Genomic DNA, 20660 nt, shown 5'->3' on the forward strand with positions numbered 1-20660 from the left:
CAGTTAAGCATTTCTTTCTTCTCTCTGCGTCCTTGGCGTCCTTGGCGGTAGCCTGCGGCAAGCCGTTCGCGTAGCGTCTCGTAGAGAAGCGTCTACGTTAAAAAAATTGAGTTTGACAAAGAGTTTTAGCCTTAACTGAACCGTATTGGAACATAACTTTGTATAAAAAAACAATCCAATCGAATAAATTCGTTATGAAAAATTGGTGGCTTGGTAAAATAAAGGCGAAATCAGCACAACAAAACTGACTCGTTTCCCAGGCTTTGCTAGTAACCTAGTAGATTGACCATTACCCACAAAAATCAATTATGGAATGGAGGGTAAGTTTACACCCACTGCTTACCTGTAACCACGCTTTAAGTATAAGTAAGCACCCTGTTGCTAGTAGTATCTAAAGACAAAAAAAGCCCCAAGGCAACAGCTAGGCAATAGTTACCTTAAGATATTCGACATTACGTGCTAGCGGTGGTAATTAAGGTTACACAGTGAGATTGATCACAAACAAAAGCGACTGTTCGTCTACTTCTGGAAACTCAACTTCCAGAGTATAAGTTGGGTTAAGTTGCTCACAGCCTAACTCTACACTTAAGTATCCGGGAGTTGAAGATGTTGCCATTGCTAAAGTTCCATTTGTGCGAAGTGTCAAAGTTCCTTTAACAGGTAACTCAGCCTCAACAAGTAACTTCGTAATACCTACAGACTGATACTCTACTTTGATATTCAAATTACCGACAGTGGTTAGCCATTGTCTTTCCACCACTGGACTAGCTGCTGAAAGTGGTAGAGTCAGATTTTCCAGCAGTTGTTTAGCTGCCAGCAACGACAAAGCCATTTGTTGACGCGGTTGTAAATCTGAATAATCGCTCTGAATATTGGGCATATCCAAAGTATTTACAGACCGATAGGTGCTTCTTAGCACCAATCCCGCAATATCATTTAGTGCTTGAGACTCGTTGGGAAAAAAGTTCTCCACCACTTGAACTAATTTTGCTCCCAGAGGCACCGAAGATGTCACCATTGATTGACATTTTTCTAGCAATTGCTGAAAAACTCTCTCAGGCAAAGGACGTGGCAGATTCAGCTTCGACTGTTGTACCATCCACCCCCAGCTAGGAACGAGCGTCATTGAAGGCTCATCTACACAATCGGGATAGTCGATTAATTGTGTTTCCCAAGGAAATAAAGGTGGGTGTTCTTGGGCTTGGATTTGTAAGCGATGCTTAAGGACAGCTTGGAAACGATCTAGCACAGTAGGAATTTCTCCTAATTGAAAGGTCTGGGGCGTTCCTCCCAATTTTGGCTCACTGCTTTTTGAAACAGTTGCTTCATTGTGGAGGTTTTTTACCCCGTCATTTTCCTGACATTCTACAGATTGGTTGTTATTTTTGACATCATCTGTCAATAACCAACCGAGACACTGAGATTGTAAGGATTCTGAGTCACTATTCATGAGTAGATGCACCTGATCCGGACACTAATGAGTTACGAATTTCCCAAGCTTGCTCAAGAATCTTAAACCATCGTTTTTGAAGTTGTGCCATTGACAGCCCTAAAGTTTTTGCGATTTTTTCATCGGCTTGTCCTTGCTGCTTCAACTCTAGTAAAGATCGTTGCTTACTGTCCAGTTGTGCTGTGTATACTTGCCATTGCTGGGGAGTTAAGCCCAAATTGGTATGTAAAGAAGCTTCCAGCCACTCGTGAACTAATTCCCAACGATGTAACAAGGCAAACCGAATCAAATGGTACTTGAAGCGCTGTTGTAAGTAATCTCTCTGACGAGGGGTTAAACCTAAAATTGACTCAATTTCCTGTGCTGATAAATCCTGGAGGCGGAGAGAAAAGTAATCAGCACAGTCAGATTGTTGCCGTTCTTCGAGATAATTCATTAATTCTGTAACTACAACGGAACGCAAGGTATCTTCTTCAGGTTCGGGTTCGGCTTGCGTTGCCATTGTGGAGCGTAATTGATGCACTGCTGGTTCTTCCCAACAACCATCGCCTTCATTATTGCTGCCTTCTGCGGCTTGTTCTATATCTACGCTGGTTTCTGGGGGCTGTTGTTGAGAAAAAGTTTGCGCCCGCAAGATAATTAGCTGCTGCTGACGGCCTGGTAAGGGAATGCGTCGTTTGCCGTAGCGCTCGGTAAATGCCATGTATTCGGACAATTCTAGAAGCGTCTGAGGGCGATAAGTAGCACCAAGTTGATTTTCTCGCCGGAAAGCGTTCAATGCCTCCAGATAAAAACTCTGTAAAAAATCTTCAATTATAGTCAGTCGCCCTTGATAACTCAATTGCTTCTGAGGCGGATTAATGTATCGATAAATAATGGCACTCAAAGTACTGTGTAATTCTACCCTACCCCGGTTTGAACCCAACTGATAGTACCTGAGACACTGTTGTAGCCGATGCCGAGCTAGGGTCATCGCCGAGCTTTCTACAGATCCAGAAGCTTGGATACGTTTGCTTTCCTGGCAAATCCGATAGACTTCGGTGGTAATACGTCTTGCTACATCGTGGCAATTCTGTTCCGAAGCTTTGGTTGATTGTTGAAACTCCCTGGACAGGAGTTGAAAGATCACCTCCACGCCTTTAGAATTTTCTCCCAGAATATTTGCAGATGGAATAGTTGCGGTTGCGGCTGAATTCATAGTCTCGGTTTTCAAAAGACCCTAAGTATTTAAATACAACCTGTACGACTGTGGGTGTTGGCTTTTTCGGTTTTACGTATAAGCTAAACGCAGACCAATCCTATATTGAGAATGTGGCTGATTTTATTATTCCCAACTTGGATGGGATTGTTCACATTTTGATAGATGTTATTGCCATTACCCAAAAGCCGTATACAAGTCATTATGGATTTAGAAGCACAAATTCAATTGCTGATTGACAATGCACCCCGCGATGGTATGACACCAAATTTGATTGCAGCAATTGCTCCTGCCCTTAGAGCGATCGCTCAAAAATTACGTCACTCCCAGTACTATATTCTCCAAAATTCAGAATCAAGCTGGGTTTTAACTACATTGAGCAATCTTACTAATCCAGGACTGGAAAAGCGCGTTGTTTACGCTTTCCCTACCATACAGGATGTCTCTCTAATTTCCCCTGCTGGGCTTGACCCTCAAATGCTAGCTAAAATTATCCCTGTCACCCATATTTTGTTCCAATTGGTGGCATTGGAACCCGTAGATAGTATCGTTTTTTTGGAGACGCCGGGTAAGACCACTCATACCGTTGAAATTCGACGAACTGAACTAGAAAAACTCATGCAGAAACACTTACGACAACAGCGATCGCCTAAACAGATACCCCCTGATATTGCATAGAAAAAACTTGGATGTGGGATTTTTTAGATACAATCCCACATCCAAAATTTTAAATCTCAAATTTGTTTGAAAAAGTTTTTGATGAAAATAAATTAATGCCAGTTACTAACCTTTTAGTTCTTTAAAGAACCAAGCGATCGGCTTAATTTTTCGCCTAATCTAAAATTGCTTAACAAACAGTTATCAGTGAACATTTTTCAAAATTTAGCTAACCATTGAGCAAAATTTCTCCACCTAAGAACAGGTGGAAGATTTTACTTGGGGTCTAAAGTCCCCTAAAGTACCTGTTAACTGGTAAATGATTTAATAAAGGCGGCTCAGTGTGAACTCAGCTATATTAATCAATGCCTGATGGGATTCTGAAGGTGGGAGAACTGCAAGATGTTCAATTGCTAGCTTCGCATGGTGAGCAGCTAACTCTCGCGCCTGCTGTATGCCTTGACTATCTTGAATTAGTGCTAGGGCTTGCTCTAAATCTCCCTCTTGAGCAAACTCTCGCTCAATTAGCACTTCCAAGGATGGTTTTTGGGCTAAAGCAAATAAAACAGGTGCAGTCAGATTACCACTTTTCAGATCCGACCCTACTGGTTTACCCAAGGTATCTGTTGTACTGGTGAAATCTAGAATGTCGTCAACGATTTGAAATGCTATACCAAAATGACGACCGTAGCTATATAGATGCTCAACAGTTTCTCGCGAAACTTCACTGAGTAACCCAGCAGCTTTAGAACTGTTGGCGATTAATGAAGCTGTTTTGTAATAACTCTTCTGAAGGTAAGTTTCAATAGAGATACTAGCATCAAAACGATTCAATCCCTGCTGGATCTCACCAGTAGCCAAATCCATAATGACTTCTGAGAGAAGTTTTACTACCTCCAAATTGTCCAAGTTTGCTAAATACCAGGACGATTGGGCAAAAAGAAAATCTCCTGCTAATATGGCAATGCGATTACCGAACAAACTATGAACGGTAGGAACGCCTCGCCTCACATCTGATTCATCTACCACATCGTCATGTACCAAGCTAGCTGTGTGAATCATTTCTGTAATCTCAGCTAGGCGTCGATGACGCGGCGTAATGTCTTGTTCTAACATTGTTGCCCGCGATATTAGCAGGACAATTGCTGGTCTGATACGCTTTCCCCCAGCACCGAATAAATGTTCGGCTGCTGCAAACAGAATGGGGTGGCGATTTCCAACTAGCTCTTTTAGGTTATCTGCTAGTAGTCGCAGGTCTGCTTCCACAGGGGTAAACAGGGAGGTGGCTGGGGTCATGGATGGGCGGACTCTGACTTAAGTTACGAAAGTTTACATATCCTACACTCATTTTAAGATAACCCTGTGCCAGCGCAAAGTTTTCATAAGGTAATCCCATTTTCATGAGTCTATAGGTGATACTTAAGGTTAATAACGTGTTTGTCAATAAGCAATTATGCTTAATTTTTGATAACTCAGGTTTAACAATAACTTCATACACGAGTTATAAGTACATGGGAATAAATATTGGCTTAAATTATATTCAGTAGTTTCTCGGTACACCTTTCTCGCTACAATTCAAAACATAAATTAAGCAATATTGCTTATTGACAAAACGGATTTTACTTGTATTAGTCACCAACGAATCAGACTAAGTTTATTCAGGACTGAAGTGTAGCTACTCAAAAAATTTGAAATTTAGCAGTCGAATAGGCTCAAAATTTAAGGTCGTTGTGTTACGCTAAAATATAGGAATTTTAAATTTTTCAGATATTCACACCCCAAAAGTAAGTCACCTAGTAGTTGATTTTACTGACTTGGTGATGTAAGTCTAAAATAATTAGTCGTAGTTTAAAATTCAGGAAATAATTCCTTTAATTTTTCCTACGAGCCGCGAAACTCCTGGTTTGGAGCTATGCGATATCCCTATGGGAAGCCGCTACACGTCTTCAGCGCACGTTGAGCGCAAGCATTGCTCCTTTCACAGCAATGTGATCAAAAATAAAGCAGATCAAGTAGACCGCAAAGAATCATGGTTTTAGATTGTTTTTTAGCAATCTAACTGCTGTGGGATCTATGGTCTGCAAGAAGTCGTATTAGAAAATAAATTATCTGTCTATAGAGAATTTTATCTCTATAGGTAATTTTGCCATTATGAAGCTACAGCCATCAAGATGCACTTGCTTGGCTGAGGTTCTGCTAATTTTATAGAATTTTATATTTCTTTAGAAAGGTGCTAGTAGAACAATGATTTACGGAAGTATACCTATGATGATTTTTATTTTAGCGTCTGGATATTTGTTCACAGTCTACCTATTATTAGCACTGGCAAAGCGAACGGGTACAAAGACTGTTGCTAGAAGTTTTTCTTCATCTACCGAAGGAAAACACAAGCAGGAAATATCAGTAAGGGCAAAGGTGACTGAAGCAGTTAATAGTCAGTAGACATTGGGCATTGGCAAATGACCAATGACCAATGACTAAGGACAAATTAGTTTTATTAGAGTTGGGAAATAGCGGTATCAGTGAAGCAAACCTCTTCAACCATTGGGGTATAGCCTAGCCACTGTACTCCTGACTGGGAAAACTGTTTTGGACAACCACTAACAGCGAAGCGAGTTGGCAGTGGGAGGTGGGTATTTTTTAAGCCTAGTAAGTCTAACTCTTGAGCACAAGCTGCTACGACATGAACAGCTGGGTCAATCAGTTGGACATGGGAAGGGAGGAGCGATCGCAATACTGGTGTAAGGTGGGGATAATGGGTACAACCGTGAACTAAGGTGTCAATTTCCTGCTCTAGTAAAGGTTCCAGGTAAGCTCGTGCTACTTCAGCAGTGTAGGGGTCGTGAATCCGGTTTTGCTCGATGAGTGGCACAAACTCTGGACATCCAACTTGCCAGACTTGAACTTCAGGAGCAATTTCGATTATTGCATGCTTATAAGCATTACTTTTAGCTGTAGCGGGAGTGGCAATTACACCAATCCGCTTTCCTTGTTGCACCGCAGCTTTTGCACCTGGTAGGATTACTCCCAAAATCGGTATGTTGAATTCCTGACGCACGGTTTCCAGGGCTAGGGCAGAACTGGTGTTACAAGCCATAATTACCATTTTTACCTGCTGCTGTTGTAGCCAGGTAATAATTTCATGCGTGAATTGTAAAATTTCTGCTTGGGAACGAATTCCGTAAGGGAGTCGGGCTGTATCCCCAAAGTAGATAATTGATTCATTGGGGAGTTGCCGATATAGTTGTCGCAGTACTGTCAGACCACCCACACCACTGTCAAAGATGCCAATTGGGGCACGTTGCGGTTCTTGATCAGAAAAATTGTCAAGATTCGCTTCAAAAATCGAAGATGAATACACGGGCAAATATAAATTTAGGTTTTGGGATTTAAAATACAGAATTTAGCAGACAATCTCCAAATTGACTACTAAATTCTGGATGCCAAAAAAGTCTAAATACCACCTTTTAATAGTAATTTGTACTATATTATCGCTGTAAGTATTTTAAGATGCCACGAGCGATCGCTTCTGCCATCTGATTTTGATACTCTGGTGTTCCCAATCTGGGATTGTCTTCTCGACCAGTCATATAACCTGTTTCTACTAAAATCGAGGGCATAGAGCTTTTTCTAAGGACATAGAATCTGGCTTTGCGGGTTCCCCGGTTTTTGATTGTACTGATATTCTGGAGGATGGTATTGCGAACTACTTCAGCCAAAGCATAACCGCTATCATAATAATATACTTCTAACCCATTAACATCAGGGCGATTATCAACCGAATTAGCGTGAATGCTGACAAAGGCAGTCGCATTAACTCGCTCGGCAATTTCTACGCGTCCTTGAAGTTCTACGAAAAAGTCAGCATCGCGTGTGAGTACTGCCTGTACACCATTTTTCTCTAAAATGGCTGCTACCCTTTTACCAATAGGCAGAATTACATCCTTTTCTAAAAGTCCGCCTAGACCTGGGGCACCTGAGTCTTTTCCACCATGTCCTGGGTCAATCACAACTAGTAATTTCCCTCTAGGAACGGAGGGGCGCGGCTGTGGCTGGGAGATAGGACGGGGGTTGTCTGTGGGGTTTGGGAATTGACTTAGGTTTGGCGATGGCAGAGGAGGTAAACCAATTGAAGGTGTGACGCTACTAGAGCGTTGTAATTCTAAAGCCAAAAGCTGGTCGCCAACCTGATTGAGTTCCCCAATTTGGACTCCGGCTGCTGGTTGAACCAAGACGACGACAGTATTGGATTCCTGTGGTTGCAGACGAACCCGCAGGATAGGGCTATTAGCATTAAAATTCGGGCCTGTAACTCTGGGAGCTAACCGAGCATTGTTGATGGTAATACGGAACAGACCAGAAGTTCTATCCCAGCCTCCTGTAGCAGATAAAGCTTGGTCGCCTCTAATCAGTAGTTGTGTACCATTACCAGCCAATTGCACAGACTGAATGGTAGCAGGTGAGTTGTTATCAGATAGTATTGGGCGGGGACTATTGCCTCCAGGCAACTGGGCAATGCCACGATTGGGCAGAACTACAAAACCACCAATACTGCTAGTTGTTGCCCGCCAATTTTGACTATTTTCGTCCACCTGTAAAGTTATGCGAACAACAGACGGACTTGTTTGTAGTTGGCTGAACTGAATGCGGCTGACACCATAGCGATTAATCGGCAAATCACGCTGCCCTAAATTTGGTGATAAAGTAGCGCCAGTAATATCGATGTTAACTGCCCTTTGATCGTTGCTACGATTTACCTGAATCTGAGGATTACCGCCATTGGTGCGGATGAAAAAACCATCGCCTGTGACTTGTAAGTTCTCAATTTGAGTAACCCTGGCGGCAAGCATTCCGTTTTTAGGTGGATTGACAGGGTTTGGTGTCACTACGTTGTAAATATTTCTTTGAGAGAACACTGGTGGAAATGTTCTCGGTGAAGTCTCTGTTGCTATAGCTTGTTCTTGTTGTCCCCCAGTATTTGAGGGAACATTTTCAGCTACTGGACTAGGTAATTGTACCATCCAGCGATTGCCAGTTGTGCCAACAAATTGTACTCCTTTGGGGTCAAGTGTATAACCAGGAGTCAATTCCACAACTATGCGCGTTGTTTGTTCGTCAAACTGCCCAACACGGATAGCGCGGATTGCACCGCCCACCTGTTGTGTTAACTGCGGACGCCCAAATGTGGTTCCTGGCAAATCAATTACCAAACGAGTGGGGTTAAAAATTAATTGTGCTTGGGGTTGAACATCCCCCGAAGTATTAATTTCCAGACGATTTTGGTTGGTATCAAAACGCCAAGATTGGAGTCTCGCGGCCATTGCCGGCGACGACAGCATGAAGATAGTTCCAATAATACTGGATAGTAACCAGTGTAATTTCACAGTCCTTTCTCCTAATTCACATTCATGGGAGCCGTCAACATCTCAACATATTGGCAAATCCTCACACCGTCACCGCGCACACTTGAGTTTTGCGCTGTTATTAAGACACAGCTAATGGCGTAAAATATAGCACGCTCCTTTGATTTTGCCATGCCATGACCTATATAAATTTGACTGTCAATTTTAGATTTTAGATTCCTAATTTTAGATTTTTTTATTTTTGGTTCATGGCGGACTAACACTTTGATACACTAACACTCCTTGTGGTGTGAAATAATTTCATTATCGAAAATTTAAAATTCTCAATCCCCATCCCTTTATTACTGGGGTTAATCCAAAATCCAAAAGACGCTCGAGGACTCGCTAACGCTTCGCTATCCAAAATTGCTCGGCTTGCAAATCATCAGATGACAATAACAAAGAAGCTACTTTGAACCCGCCGCAAAAATACTTAAATTGTTTAGTACTAAATTGGATAAAGTTGGTAAAGATTAGATGTATTTACTCAATAATTTCGATTAAATTACTTATCTTCTCTTTAGATACTGAAGCACGCCACGAGCGATCGCTTCTGCCATTTGATTTTGGTAAGCTGAGGTTCTGAGCCTAGCCATATCCTGTCGACCAGTCATATAACCTGTTTCCACGAGAATGGAGGGCATAGAACTTTTTCGGAGCACATAAAATCTGGCTCGCCGCACTCCCCTGTCTTTGATAGTACTAATGTTTTGAAGAATGCTACTACGGACAATGCGAGCTAGATCCAGACCGCTATCGTAATAATATACTTCCAAGCCATTAACATCGGGACGACTCGCACCTGCCGAATTAGCGTGGATGCTAACAAACACATCAGCATTAGCTCGTTCTGCTAATTGCACCCGTCCTGGAAGGGTAACAAAATAGTCAGAATCCCTGGTCATAATAACTTGTACGCCATGTTGCTGTAAAATCTCAGCAAGTCTCTTACCAATAGGCAAGATAACATCCTTTTCGCGTGCCCCCCCAATGCCAAGCGCTCCAGAGTCTTTGCCACCATGTCCGGGGTCAATAATCACTACTACTCGCCCATTGGTAACTCGGCGCAGTGGTTGTATTGGCGGTTGGGGATTGGGATTGTTTGGGTCTGGGAATGGCCCCCGGTTTGGTGGTGGTAGCCCAGGTAAAGCATAGGGGGGTCTTCCGGGGAGGGCGACAACTCGCCGAGAACCTTGTATTGGAACCAAAAGCTGGTCGCCAATTTGCTGGGGTTGCCCAAGTTGCACTCCGGCTGCTGGTTGAACCAAAACAACAACTGTATTGGATTGTTGGGGTTGCAGACGGACTCGAACAATGGGGCTATTGGGAGCAAAAGTCGGGCCTGTAACTCTTTTAGCTAACTTGGCATTAGCAATTGTGACGCGGAACACACCTAAGGATCTATCCCAGGTTCCCGTGGCAGATAAAGTTTGGTCGCCTCTAATTAGCAGTTGTCTGCCATTATCAGCCAGTTTTACAGACTCAATTGTAGCTGGCGAGTTATCGGCAGATGGTCTACTGGTGGGAAAGAAGGGTGATTGTGTCTGATTGTCAGAATTATTATTTCCAGGCAATCTGACAACGCGACTAGGTAGAACTACTAATCCACCACTGTTAGTATTAGTGGCTTGCCAGTCGGGGCTATTTTTATCTACCCGCAAAGTCAGGCGAACGCTAGGAGGTTGGTTTTGTAGTTGGGTGAATTCGACGCGGCTAACACCATGTCTGTTCACAGGGATATTATTCTGTTGCGCCAGACGTGGTGATAAAGATGCGTCAGAGATATCCATGAAGATACTAGCGCGATCGCGGCTCCGAATTACCCGAATTGGAGAATTACCACCACCACTGGTGCGAATGAACAACCCATCGCCTGTTACTTGTAAGTTCTCAATTTTAGTTGCCCCTTGAGTAGTAGTGGCAACCCTTGCAATACTAGGTTGAGGTTCAGAGTCTGGGGTAATAACAGTGTAGGCACTTCTGGGAGATAAAGTGGGAGATGACGCTACTCTATCCACTTCTGGTCTAGGTAATTGCACCCTCCAGCGATCGCCAGTTGTACCTACAAATTGCACTCTTTTAGGGTCTAAAGTATAACCAGGAGTCAGTTCTACAACTATCCGGGTTGTTTCTGCATCAAACTGCCCAACCCGGATCGAGCGAATTCCACCGCCCACCTGTTGGGTTAGCTGCGGACGCCCAAATGTGGTTCCTGGCAAATCAATTACCAGCCGAGTTGGATTGAAAATTAGTTGTGCCTGGGGTTGAACTGCTCCTACAGTATTAATTTCCAGCCTGTTTTGATTGGCATCAAAGCGCCAAGATTCAAGTCTCGCAGCCATTACCGGCGACGATAGCATGAAGATAGTTCCAATAGTGCTGGGTAGTAACCAATGTAATTTCACAGTTCTTTCTCCTAATTCACGTTCATGGGAGGCGTCAATGAAGAGGCAGGGAGCAGGAGAGACAAGGTGACAACGTGACAAGAGGTAAGAACTTGCAACAAGTCTTCCCCCTTGTCCCTAATTCCTCTTCTCCAGCCAAGCTCCACTCTGCCCCAATTCTTCTTTTCCATCCCCCTTGCTCCCTGCTCTCTGCTCCCTTACCTCTTGTTCAATATCTCAACTCATTGGTAAATCATCACACCGTCACCATCTAAACTTGACCTCTGATGCCTTTTCTGATTTTTTCAGATGGTATAAAGACGCGCTTAAATCAGTTACCAGGTTTTATATTGGGTCTAAATTCCCATGTGAAAATTTCCACCTTTAGAGGTAGGAATTCTGACTCCCAAGGAAGCTAGAAAACTAATAATTGATAACTGTTCACTGATAACTGATAACTGTTTTTTGTTTTTCGCCATCAATGTACTAAATAGATAATTCCCATTCCTTTGAGGGATCTAGCAAAATTTATGGGTGTTACTCCCCAATTACCTGGAAGATTTTCAAATAAAGGCTCACAAGCCAAAGGAAACTGGAAATAAATAACATTCCAAATGGTGGTAGAAATTATAAACAGACGATTATTTTACAATCAGACGGGACGGAAATTTAGGAAGAGAAGTTTCCACTGCATAATTGGGGGATGAGGGAGATGAGGGAGAGTTATTGAAGAAGAGGAAAAGGGGCAGGGAGCAGGGAGCAAGGGGGATAGAACAGAAAGGGGATTTGACCCCTTCAATACGAAAACCACTTAGCTCTTGTTGCGGGAATCAGACCCATGTTCCCCCTTCATTCCCACGGCAGGAGTCAGGGGTCATGTTCCCCTGCTCCTTTCCCTCCAGCAAGAACTGCCTCTGCCTCTTGTTGAACAAGTTTCCTCCCATTCCCCATTCCCAAAGATTAGCGATCGCTAGATTCTGGGGTTACTTCCAAATTGCTAGTGTCATTTGATGCTGGTACTCTTGGCTGAGGTGGTTCAATTACCAACGAGGTTCCAGAGGTACCATCTAAAATCAGTTGGTCTGAGACTGAATCCACAGTTTTGGGATCTGGAAATACAAATCGTAACAAAGGAGGAGCTAAAAAAGTTGTCAAGATTACCATCATGATAATTGCTGCCCCTAATGGTTTCGAGAGAGCGCCACTGGCTGCACCGACACCAGCAAATACTAATCCGACTTCCCCTCTAGGAATCATCCCTACACCGATCGCTAAACGGTTGATTTCCGGTTGACCAAATACGCTTAAGCCTGTGATTACTTTACCGAGAATGGCTACTATGATCAGGAAAGTTGCCATAATTAAACCTTCCCGATTATCGGGAATTGCTGGGTTTAAAACTCCCAAATCGGTTTTTGCGCCAACAGTTACAAAGAAAATTGGCACTAACATATCGGCAATGGGACAGACTTGCGTTTGTAGTTCTTTGCGCTTATCTGTCTCTTCTAGAACTAAACCCGCCGCAAAAGCTCCTAAAATTGCTTCTAAGTGGATGACGGCGGCAAGGTATGCCATAGCAAAAGCAAAGATGAATGCTGGTATTACCAATCCACCGCGTGTTTTGAGTTTATCAGCGATCGCTACAAAGGACTTATTGAAAACATTCCCTAGTAGGATTGCTCCCAAAATAAAACCAGTGGCGCTGATAATCAAATAAATGACTTTGCTGACATCCACCACGCCATCTTTAGCTAGGCTGGCAACTACCGCTAAAACGATGATTCCCAAAACGTCGTCAATTACGGCAGCACCCAAAATAATCTGCCCTTCTTTAGAATTGAGTCGCCCCAACTCTGACAGCACTTTAGAAGTAATACCAATACTAGTGGCAGTCAAAGCCGCCCCGGCAAAAATTGCGGGTACAGCACTAATACCAAACAAAGTCATCAGCCCCACAGTACCAGCAGCAAAGGGTACTGCTACCCCCACTACTGCAACGACTGTGGCTTGGATACCAACTGCCATTAAATCTTTTAAGTTCGATTCCAAGCCGATTTCAAACAGTAGGATGATTACACCCAATTCTGCCAAAACCGAAATGACCTCAGACTGCGCTGCAAACACGGCTGGAGTAGCTTCTGGCGTTAAACCAGCAGTGATTTGAAGGAAGGACATGATCAAAGAGTTAGAACTGTCTGTGCCGCCTTCTGGAAACACTAAAAGGTGGAAAACAGAGATACCAACTACCACACCACCTACCAGTTCGCCTAAGACAGGCGGTAAACCCACTTGGTTTGATAACTCTCCACCAACTTTGCTGGCGAGATAAACGATTACTAAGCTTAGTAACACTGCTGCTACTACCATTGAACTGTCTGCGGCTTGTGTTGCGGTAGCCAGCAGAGGAAAAGAGAAGTTGATTGGATCTAACAAATGCATGGGTTCTCTGAAAATCCTTCTCTTTGATTTTGACGCGTTTCTGAAAAACATCCTATGGAAATACGATGGACAGATTAAATAAATTAATTTGTCCCTAGTTCGTAGTAAGGACTTCAGTCTTTATTTCTAAGCACTAAAGTGCTTACCCTTCTCCTAACGGAGACGCTGCGCGAACGGGTGACGCTCGTACCGACGCTCGATGACTCGCTAACGCTGCGCTATCGCCCTTGGCGTCTACCCTTGGGAGAAGAGCGCGCTAACTCATTACAAATCCTCAAAACTAGCTTAAGAAAGTACTGGTGTAATTTTTTTAGTTTCCAAAAATGTAACCATTTCAGCTTTTGATTATGGCAGTGTCAAAGTAAGAACATACAAATCGTATCTAGCGATCGCACTTGAGTTGTGAAAAACTTGTGGTGACTGTTGATTTTCAACAGCCACCAGAAAATTCCTAGATACGTTGATTAAAAACATCTGTGGATACTTTGAGGAGTGCAAATCTTATGACTAGAGCCGCTTTATCCGGTTCACAGTTTTCTAATAGAAAATTGTGGAAAATACTGCCTTTAGCAATGCTTTTATGTGTAAATTTTACATTGCCTACGTTAGCACAAGAAAAAGAGAAATTATGGCGAACTCTTAGTGTTAGTGGTCGTGGAGTAGAAACAATTCCTACAACCTTGGCGCAGGTCAATTTAGGAGTAGAAATTCAGGGGAAAACAGCCCAAGAGGTACAACAAGAAGCTGCCCAGAGGTCATCAGCTGTAGTTGCGTTCCTCAAGAGCCAAAATGTTGAAAAATTACAAACTACTGGTATCCAGCTTAATCCTGTTTACAGTTACACCAATAATGTGCAAAGGATTACAGGCTATGCTGCCAATAACACTGTAAGTTTTAGAATTCCTACTGAGAAAGCTGGGACATTATTAGATAATGCAGTGAAAGCGGGTGCGACACAAATTAACGGTATTAGTTTTGTTGCTAATGATGAAGCGATCGCATCTGCTCAAAAACAAGCATTAAAAAAAGCTACTCAAGATGCCCAGCAGCAAGCTGATGCTGTTTTCAGTGCCTTGGGTTTCAAATCCAAAGAAGTGGTGAGCATTCAAGTTAATAATGCCAGTGCGCCTCCACCACCACCGATGTTGTTAAGGGCAGAAGCTGCCAAAGTAGCTGATGCTTCTACTCCTGTCGTTGGTGGTGAACAGCAAGTAGAAGCATCGGTGACGCTGCAAATTAGTTACTAGTCATTTGTCATTTGTCATTAGTCCTTTGTCATTTGTGAGGGCAAAGGACTAATAATCAATGCCCAATGCCCAATGCCCAATTAGAAATTCTCTGGCGAAAAATCTCCGCCTCCTTCTGAATCGCGCTTAGAGCCTAATAAATCTAGTTGGTCTACTCTAATAATTGGTGTTGAACGGTTTGCTCCTGTTTGGCGATCGCTCCATGTGTCAAACTTCAAGGAACCCTTTATCCCAATTAAGCTTCCCTTACGCACATAATTACCTGCTACCTCAGCCGTCTTGTCCCATAATTCCAGAGTGAACCAATCAGGTTCATCACTGTTGCGCGATCGCCTTTTTACAGCTAGCGTCAATCTACACTTAACACTACCAGATTCAAAATATTTTATATCAGGGTCGCTACCTACACGACCAACAAGAGTGACAATATTGATACTCATGGGCGTTACCTTTTAGTACATGCGTACTTAGTAATTTAGACTTTCATCATAGCGAATTGTGAAACACTTGAAAATAATGCATTAAACAGTTAACAATATAGTTGACTTGAAAAATTATACATACTACTGGGAGAAACACATAAAATCATACGGATATACTAAGTTAACCAGAGAATATCAAAACATACATAGCTAAGACATCGTAAATATTCCTGGGAATCATATAAAAATATAGTCTAGTTTACTGAACTCAGGATATAAACATAATCAAATCAACTCTACCGTTGTAGTCAAGAAGTATCGCACATAGGGGGCTTATAGACGCGTGGGTATTTTTAGGAACTTTCGTACATCATGGGATATGGGTATCGACCTCGGTACCGCAAACACCCTCGTTTATGTATCTGGTAAAGGTATTGTACTGCAAGAGCCTTCTGTAGTTGCTATCGATGTCAACGAAAAGGTAGCACTGGCAGTAGGAGAAGAAGCGAAAAAAATGCTCGGTCGTACACCTGGAAATGTGATTGCCCTCCGCCCCTTACGGGATGGTGTAATTGCTGATTTCGATATAGCCGAGCTAATGCTCAAAAGCTTTATTCAGCGTGTAAATGAGGGCAAATCTTTGATTTTACCTCGAATTGTCATTGGTATTCCCAGTGGCGTTACAGGAGTAGAAAGGCGAGCTGTGATGGATGCGGCTCACCAAGCAGGAGCAAGAAAAGTTTATTTAATCGATGAACCTGTAGCTGCTGCCATTGGTGCAGGACTACCTGTTGCTGAAGCCACTGGCAACATGATCATCGATATTGGTGGTGGCACAACAGAAGTTGCAGTGCTGAGTCTTCAAGGTACGGTAATTAGTGAATCAGTACGCATTGCTGGAGATGAACTGACTGATGCAATTCTTCAGTATATTAAGAAAGTTCATAACTTAGTCATTGGTGAACGGACTGCCGAAGACATCAAGATTCGGATGGGTTCTGCCTATCCTACTAATGATGATAATGACGCGATGATGGAAATCCGAGGTTTACATCTGCTTTCTGGTCTTCCGCGTACTGTAACAATCAAAGCCCCAGAAATCCGTGAAAGTATGTTGGAACCGCTATCAGTAATTATAGAAGCTGTGAAGCGGACACTAGAACGTACACCTCCAGAACTGGCAGCAGACATTATTGACAGAGGTATTATGTTAGCTGGTGGTGGTGCTTTGCTCAAAGGCATAGATACCTTAATTAGCCATGAAACGGGGATTGTGACTCACATTGCCGCCGATCCTCTCTGCTGTGTTGTGCTGGGAACAGGTCGTGTGTTAGAAAACTTTAAACAGTTGGAAAGAGTTGTCATTGAAAGCTCTCGCAATATGTAGCAAGAAAAATATCAGACTAGAGTTCTATTTGAGTTCTATTTGGGTTTTATATAAATAGAACTCAAATAGAACTCAATTATTTAAGTATATAAAGGTATATATGGTTACAATACGGCGTTGGTGGGATCATAAAGGGTTACAAATCGGGTTTTTAGCGTTAGTAGTTGGTAGTGCTTGGATATTACGACAAACTCAAGGTGAACTGGTGCTTGAGACATATCAGGCAATTACCCGTCCGTTAGAGATGTTGCAGTCAGGGCCAACTCCAGAAGAACGTCTTAGAGATGCGCGGATATTAGAATTGCAAACCCGTATAGTAGATTTGGAAAGTCAAAAGACTAAGCTACAAGATTTATTAGGCTATGTGGAAAAAGAGCCATTGGCATCACGGCCAATTCCAGCACGGGTGGTAGGACGTAGTGCTGACCAGTGGTGGCAACAAGTCACCTTAAATCGTGGTGCGAATGCAGGGATTCAAGAAGGCTTTATAGTCAAGGCTGAAGGCGGATTAGTGGGTTTAGTGGAAAGTGTAACTCCTAATACTAGCCGCGTGTTGTTAATCAGCGATCTTAAAAGTCAAGTGGGTGTATCAGTTAGCCGCACAGCAGCTAAAGGCGTTTTGCGAGGGGATTCTTCAGCAGAAGCGGTGCTGGAGTTTTATGAAAAAGTCCCAAATGTCAAAGTAGGAGATTTAGTTTCCACATCTACTTATAGTCAGAAATTCCCATCTGGTTTAGCTGTAGGACGAATCAAGTCGCTGGATTTAAAGAAACTTCCAGCATCAGTAGCGAAAATCGAGCTTTTTCCGCCAATTCGCTCTCTTGATTGGGTAGCTGTTTATCCAAAGCCAGAAAACCAAGAGTTGGAAACCCAATCGGTAAATCAAGTGCCGCGAAAGTCTAAGTAAATTCTTCAAAAAAATCCATAGAAAAATGAAGATTCCTGCATTTGGTGGTAGCAGGCAGAAAAGGCCAAAATCATCACAGCGAAAATCGAAATTCCAAATCCAGCCACTTTCTCGTTGGCATCCCGGTGTACGTCAATTGTTGGGTTGGATAGTGACGGCTAGTTCTGTACTGTTATGTTTACTATTATTGCCAACCCGCTTACCGGGTATGGAATTATTGGGAATTGCCCCAAACTGGCTGTTAATTTGGGTGGTTGCTTGGAGTGTGAAGCGCACAGTGTTTGCCGGAGCATTGGCAGGTATAGTTCTAGGACTACTTCAAGATTCAATGACATCACTTAACCCTACTCATGCCCTCAGTTTAGGTATAGTGGGAATATTAACTGCTCTGCTCCAGAAGCAGCGTTTTATCGAGGAAGATTTTATTTCGATTGCTGTAATTGTCTTTGTTATGGCAGTTTTGGCAGAAACTATTTTTGGCTTGCAATTAACTTTGATGGGGAATGAGCGCAAGGTAACAGATATTTGGACATATTACCAGCGTGTCGCCCTAGCCTCTGCCATTCTTAGTAGTTTGTGGGCACCTGTGGTTTATTATCCGCTAAATCTTTGGTGGCAACGGATAAAGTTGTTGGAACAATAGTCAAAGAATTTTAGATTTTGGATAGCGAAGCGTTAGCAAGTCCTCGAGCGTCTTTTAAATTTTGGATTAACCCCGATAATCAAATAACACCGTATCATGGTAGTGAGTCGCACTTATATTTGATACTTTCTTTTTTGCTTTAAAAGAATATCAGGTAAGTTATCTCCTGATTTACTGACGGCAAAATGTGGAAGCTTTTACTAAGTAATTTAATTGGAGAACGCTAATGTCGAAAGAAAGAAAAAGTAATAAAGAGGTTAAAAAACCTAAAAAAGATCCCAAAGACAAAAAGGAGAAAAACGACTCAAATAAATAGAAATATTTAGGTAAATAGCTTTAGCGAAGACCAAGAGTTGTATTTTTTGAATTGACAATACTTCCTCCAGTAGGATTGGGTAGGAGAAGTTATCGTCAACAATCTATTCACCCTTGGTCAAGCCTCAAAACTTCATAATTTAGATTAGGGTGTGCGATTCCAACTAAATTAAGCAGGAGTAAACTTCAACGAAACCCCATTCATGCAATAACGCTTGCCTGTGGGTGCAGGGCCGTCATCGAAAACATGACCCAGATGGCCACCACAGCGACTACAATGCACTTCAGTTCTGGTCATAAACAACGACTGATCTACAGTAGTAGCGATCGCACCTTCAATCGGTTTAAAGAAGCTAGGCCAGCCAGTACCACTGTTAAATTTGGTATCAGAGGTAAACAGTGGCTGTTCACACGCAGCACAATAATAAGTACCACTGTCGTATTCCTTATCCAATGGGCTGGTGTAGGGGCGTTCAGTCCCATGTTTACGCAATACTTTAAACTGTTCTGGCGTTAAAATAGTACGCCATTCCTCTTCAGGTTTGGTAATTTCAAATCCACTATTAGAAGTTGTCATCGCTTCTGACTCCCAATTGATATACCTTGATAACAATGCTGTGCCGACTATTACTGCACTAGCCTGTAAAAAATACCGTTTGTCCATATATCTATTATTTTCTATTTTGAGGTTAACTGGGCAATCAACTCCAGTACGGAATTCCCTACATTAATGACTATAATCAGCGATCGCTCTGAATTCACGCTGATAAACTGATTAAAATTAGCTAAGAAATAACAAAATAAAGCCACCGTATATTAATGGCAACGTGCTTTTTTGGTCATGTTAGCCAGTAAATTAAATATAGGGCGTAAAAAAATAAACTAAATGAAAGCGATGTCTAACGACAAGCCGCAAGCCGTCTGCGCTTCTGATTTTGCATCTATCGTCGGCGAAGAAAATGCTGTTTGTCTTTGGGAAAATATCGAATTAAGTCAGCAAAAACGTATCCAACAGGCTATAGCTTCTGGAAATTCTCCCAGTTGTATCCTCTATCCCCGCACCCAACAACAGCTAGCCGCAGTCATCGCTACAGCTTACACTAACAACTGGCGTGTCCTCCCCTGTGGTAGTGGCAGTAAACTTAGCTGGGGTGGTTTAGTTAAAGGCGTTGATATTGTAGTTAGTACAGAACGCATTAACCAACTCATTGAACACGCTGTTGGAGATTTGACTGTCACAGTAGAACCTGGGATGAAGTTCTCTGATTTGCAAGCACTTTTGGCAAAATCGCGGCAATTTCTTGCTCTTGACCCCACAGCACCAGAGTCAGCAACTATTGGTGGTATTGTTGCCACAGGTGATACAGGTTCTCTGCGACAACGTTATGGTAGTGTGCGTGACCAGTTACTAGGTGTTACCTTTGTGCGTGCTGATGGCCAAATCGCTAAAGCTGGGGGAAGAGTAGTTAAGAATGTTGCCGGATATGACTTGATGAAGTTGCTTACTGGGTCTTACGGCACATTAGGCTTTATTAGTCAACTAACTTTTCGCGTATATCCGCTAGCGGAGACATCAGCAACGGTGGTACTAACGGGTAGTGCAGAGGCTATATTCCAAGCGGCTGATATCCTTCGAGGTTCGGCGTTAACACCAGTTCAGGCTGATTTGCTATCAACGAAATTGGTGTCTAGCTTAGGTTTGGGTCAAGGACTGGGATTAATTGCACGCTTTCAAAGTATTAAGGAGAGTGTTAAAGAACAATCAAACCGAGTTTTGGAAGTAGGGCAAAAGTTAGGTTTAGATGGGGCAATTTTTGCTGATGGTGATGAGGCTAATCTATGGCAGAGATTGCAAGAACGAATCCATACTACTGCTACAGAATCTGTAATTACTTGCAAAATAGGAGTGTTACCTACTGCTGCTGTGGAGATTTTGGCTCAGGTGGAGTGGGGTTTAATTCATATAAGTAGTGGTTTGGGTTTGTTACAATTAGAGGATAAAAATCAAGTTTTGAAAGTGCGCCATTATACCCAAGCTAATAGAGGTTTTTTAACAATTCTGGAAGCACCAGTGGCGGTTAAAGAACAAATAGATGTTTGGGGTTATACGGGGAATGCTTTGCCGTTGATGCGCCGTATTAAGGAACAGTTTGATAGTAAGAATATTTTAAGTCCTGGTCGGTTTGTGGGTGGAATTTAGTTTTAGCGA

Annotated in this window: 17 protein-coding genes; 7 read left to right on the top strand and 10 right to left on the bottom strand. The window is 42.7% G+C overall.

Going from position 1 to position 20660, the window contains the following annotated elements:
• Nucleotides 1–478: 478 nt before the first annotated feature.
• Together RMY00_RS06235 and hetZ are read right to left on the bottom strand one after the other, a co-directional pair.
• Nucleotides 479–1450, bottom strand: coding sequence for a PatU (locus RMY00_RS06235; RefSeq protein ID WP_322646713.1), 972 nt, complete (start codon nucleotides 1448–1450; stop codon nucleotides 479–481).
• Complete coding sequence (gene hetZ / locus RMY00_RS06240) at nucleotides 1443–2648, bottom strand: heterocyst differentiation protein HetZ (RefSeq protein WP_322646714.1); 1206 nt, start codon at nucleotides 2646–2648, stop codon at nucleotides 1443–1445. The genes RMY00_RS06235 and hetZ overlap by 8 nt, the downstream gene beginning before the upstream one ends.
• 204 nt (nucleotides 2649–2852) lie before the next feature.
• Here hetZ and RMY00_RS06245 point away from each other — a divergent pair, with 204 nt between their 5' ends.
• The gene (locus tag RMY00_RS06245; RefSeq protein WP_322646803.1) at nucleotides 2853–3326 is read left to right on the top strand and encodes a hypothetical protein; all 474 of its coding nucleotides are present in this window, start codon (nucleotides 2853–2855) and stop codon (nucleotides 3324–3326) included.
• Between the two features lie 303 nt (nucleotides 3327–3629).
• On the opposite strand, the gene sds is transcribed toward RMY00_RS06245, so the two are convergent.
• Complete coding sequence (gene sds, locus RMY00_RS06250; RefSeq protein WP_322646715.1) at nucleotides 3630–4601, bottom strand: solanesyl diphosphate synthase; 972 nt, start codon at nucleotides 4599–4601, stop codon at nucleotides 3630–3632.
• A 948-nt stretch (nucleotides 4602–5549) separates the two neighbouring features.
• Between sds and RMY00_RS06255 the strand changes: the two genes are divergently transcribed.
• Nucleotides 5550–5747 (top strand): hypothetical protein, encoded by a 198-nt coding sequence (locus RMY00_RS06255; RefSeq protein WP_322646716.1) that lies wholly within the window; start codon nucleotides 5550–5552, stop codon nucleotides 5745–5747.
• Between the two features lie 55 nt (nucleotides 5748–5802).
• Here RMY00_RS06255 and murI read toward each other — a convergent pair whose 3' ends face one another.
• The 5 genes from murI to RMY00_RS06280 all read right to left on the bottom strand — a co-directional run bounded on the left by murI (nucleotide 5803) and on the right by RMY00_RS06280 (nucleotide 13530).
• Complete coding sequence (murI, locus tag RMY00_RS06260; RefSeq protein WP_322646717.1) at nucleotides 5803–6666, bottom strand: glutamate racemase; 864 nt, start codon at nucleotides 6664–6666, stop codon at nucleotides 5803–5805.
• Between the two features lie 127 nt (nucleotides 6667–6793).
• Nucleotides 6794–8689 carry an N-acetylmuramoyl-L-alanine amidase gene (locus tag RMY00_RS06265; RefSeq protein WP_322646718.1) on the bottom strand — a complete coding sequence of 632 codons (1896 nt, stop codon included), beginning with the start codon at nucleotides 8687–8689 and terminating at the stop codon, nucleotides 6794–6796.
• 527 nt (nucleotides 8690–9216) lie between these two features.
• Nucleotides 9217–11112 carry an N-acetylmuramoyl-L-alanine amidase gene (locus RMY00_RS06270; RefSeq protein ID WP_322646719.1) on the bottom strand — a complete coding sequence of 632 codons (1896 nt, stop codon included), beginning with the start codon at nucleotides 11110–11112 and terminating at the stop codon, nucleotides 9217–9219.
• A gap of 335 nt (nucleotides 11113–11447) precedes the next feature.
• On the bottom strand, nucleotides 11448–11570 hold the full coding sequence (locus tag RMY00_RS06275) for a hypothetical protein (protein WP_322646720.1): 123 nt from the start codon (nucleotides 11568–11570) through the stop codon (nucleotides 11448–11450).
• Nucleotides 11571–12051: 481 nt separating this feature from the next.
• The gene (locus RMY00_RS06280; RefSeq protein ID WP_322646721.1) at nucleotides 12052–13530 is read right to left on the bottom strand and encodes a cation:proton antiporter; all 1479 of its coding nucleotides are present in this window, start codon (nucleotides 13528–13530) and stop codon (nucleotides 12052–12054) included.
• Nucleotides 13531–14033: 503 nt separating this feature from the next.
• On the opposite strand from RMY00_RS06280, the gene RMY00_RS06285 reads away from it, so the two are divergent.
• Nucleotides 14034–14777: an SIMPL domain-containing protein gene (locus tag RMY00_RS06285; protein WP_322646722.1), complete on the top strand. Its 744-nt coding sequence runs from the start codon at nucleotides 14034–14036 to the stop codon at nucleotides 14775–14777.
• 80 nt (nucleotides 14778–14857) lie between these two features.
• Here RMY00_RS06285 and RMY00_RS06290 read toward each other — a convergent pair whose 3' ends face one another.
• Nucleotides 14858–15217 carry a single-stranded DNA-binding protein gene (locus RMY00_RS06290; RefSeq protein ID WP_322646723.1) on the bottom strand — a complete coding sequence of 120 codons (360 nt, stop codon included), beginning with the start codon at nucleotides 15215–15217 and terminating at the stop codon, nucleotides 14858–14860.
• A 361-nt stretch (nucleotides 15218–15578) separates the two neighbouring features.
• Here RMY00_RS06290 and RMY00_RS06295 point away from each other — a divergent pair, with 361 nt between their 5' ends.
• The 3 genes from RMY00_RS06295 (at nucleotide 15579) to mreD (ending at nucleotide 18136) form a co-directional block, all read left to right on the top strand.
• Entirely contained in the window at nucleotides 15579–16586 is a 1008-nt protein-coding gene (locus RMY00_RS06295) for a rod shape-determining protein (protein WP_322646724.1), read from the top strand.
• A gap of 100 nt (nucleotides 16587–16686) precedes the next feature.
• Nucleotides 16687–17493, top strand: coding sequence for a rod shape-determining protein MreC (mreC, locus tag RMY00_RS06300; RefSeq protein WP_322646725.1), 807 nt, complete (start codon nucleotides 16687–16689; stop codon nucleotides 17491–17493).
• 25 nt (nucleotides 17494–17518) lie between these two features.
• On the top strand, nucleotides 17519–18136 hold the full coding sequence (gene mreD / locus RMY00_RS06305) for a rod shape-determining protein MreD (RefSeq protein WP_322646726.1): 618 nt from the start codon (nucleotides 17519–17521) through the stop codon (nucleotides 18134–18136).
• Between the two features lie 484 nt (nucleotides 18137–18620).
• Here the strand turns inward: mreD and msrB are convergent, their stop codons facing one another.
• Nucleotides 18621–19115, bottom strand: a complete 495-nt coding sequence (gene msrB, locus RMY00_RS06310; RefSeq protein WP_322646727.1) for a peptide-methionine (R)-S-oxide reductase MsrB — start codon at nucleotides 19113–19115, stop codon at nucleotides 18621–18623.
• Nucleotides 19116–19337: 222 nt separating this feature from the next.
• Here msrB and RMY00_RS06315 point away from each other — a divergent pair, with 222 nt between their 5' ends.
• Nucleotides 19338–20651, top strand: coding sequence for an FAD-binding oxidoreductase (locus RMY00_RS06315; protein WP_322646728.1), 1314 nt, complete (start codon nucleotides 19338–19340; stop codon nucleotides 20649–20651).
• Nucleotides 20652–20660: the final 9 nt, after the last annotated feature.

Origin of the sequence: Nostoc sp. ChiVER01 (assembly GCF_034531155.1) — a bacterium.
In the GTDB taxonomy this organism is placed as follows: Bacteria; Cyanobacteriota; Cyanobacteriia; order Cyanobacteriales; family Nostocaceae; genus Nostoc.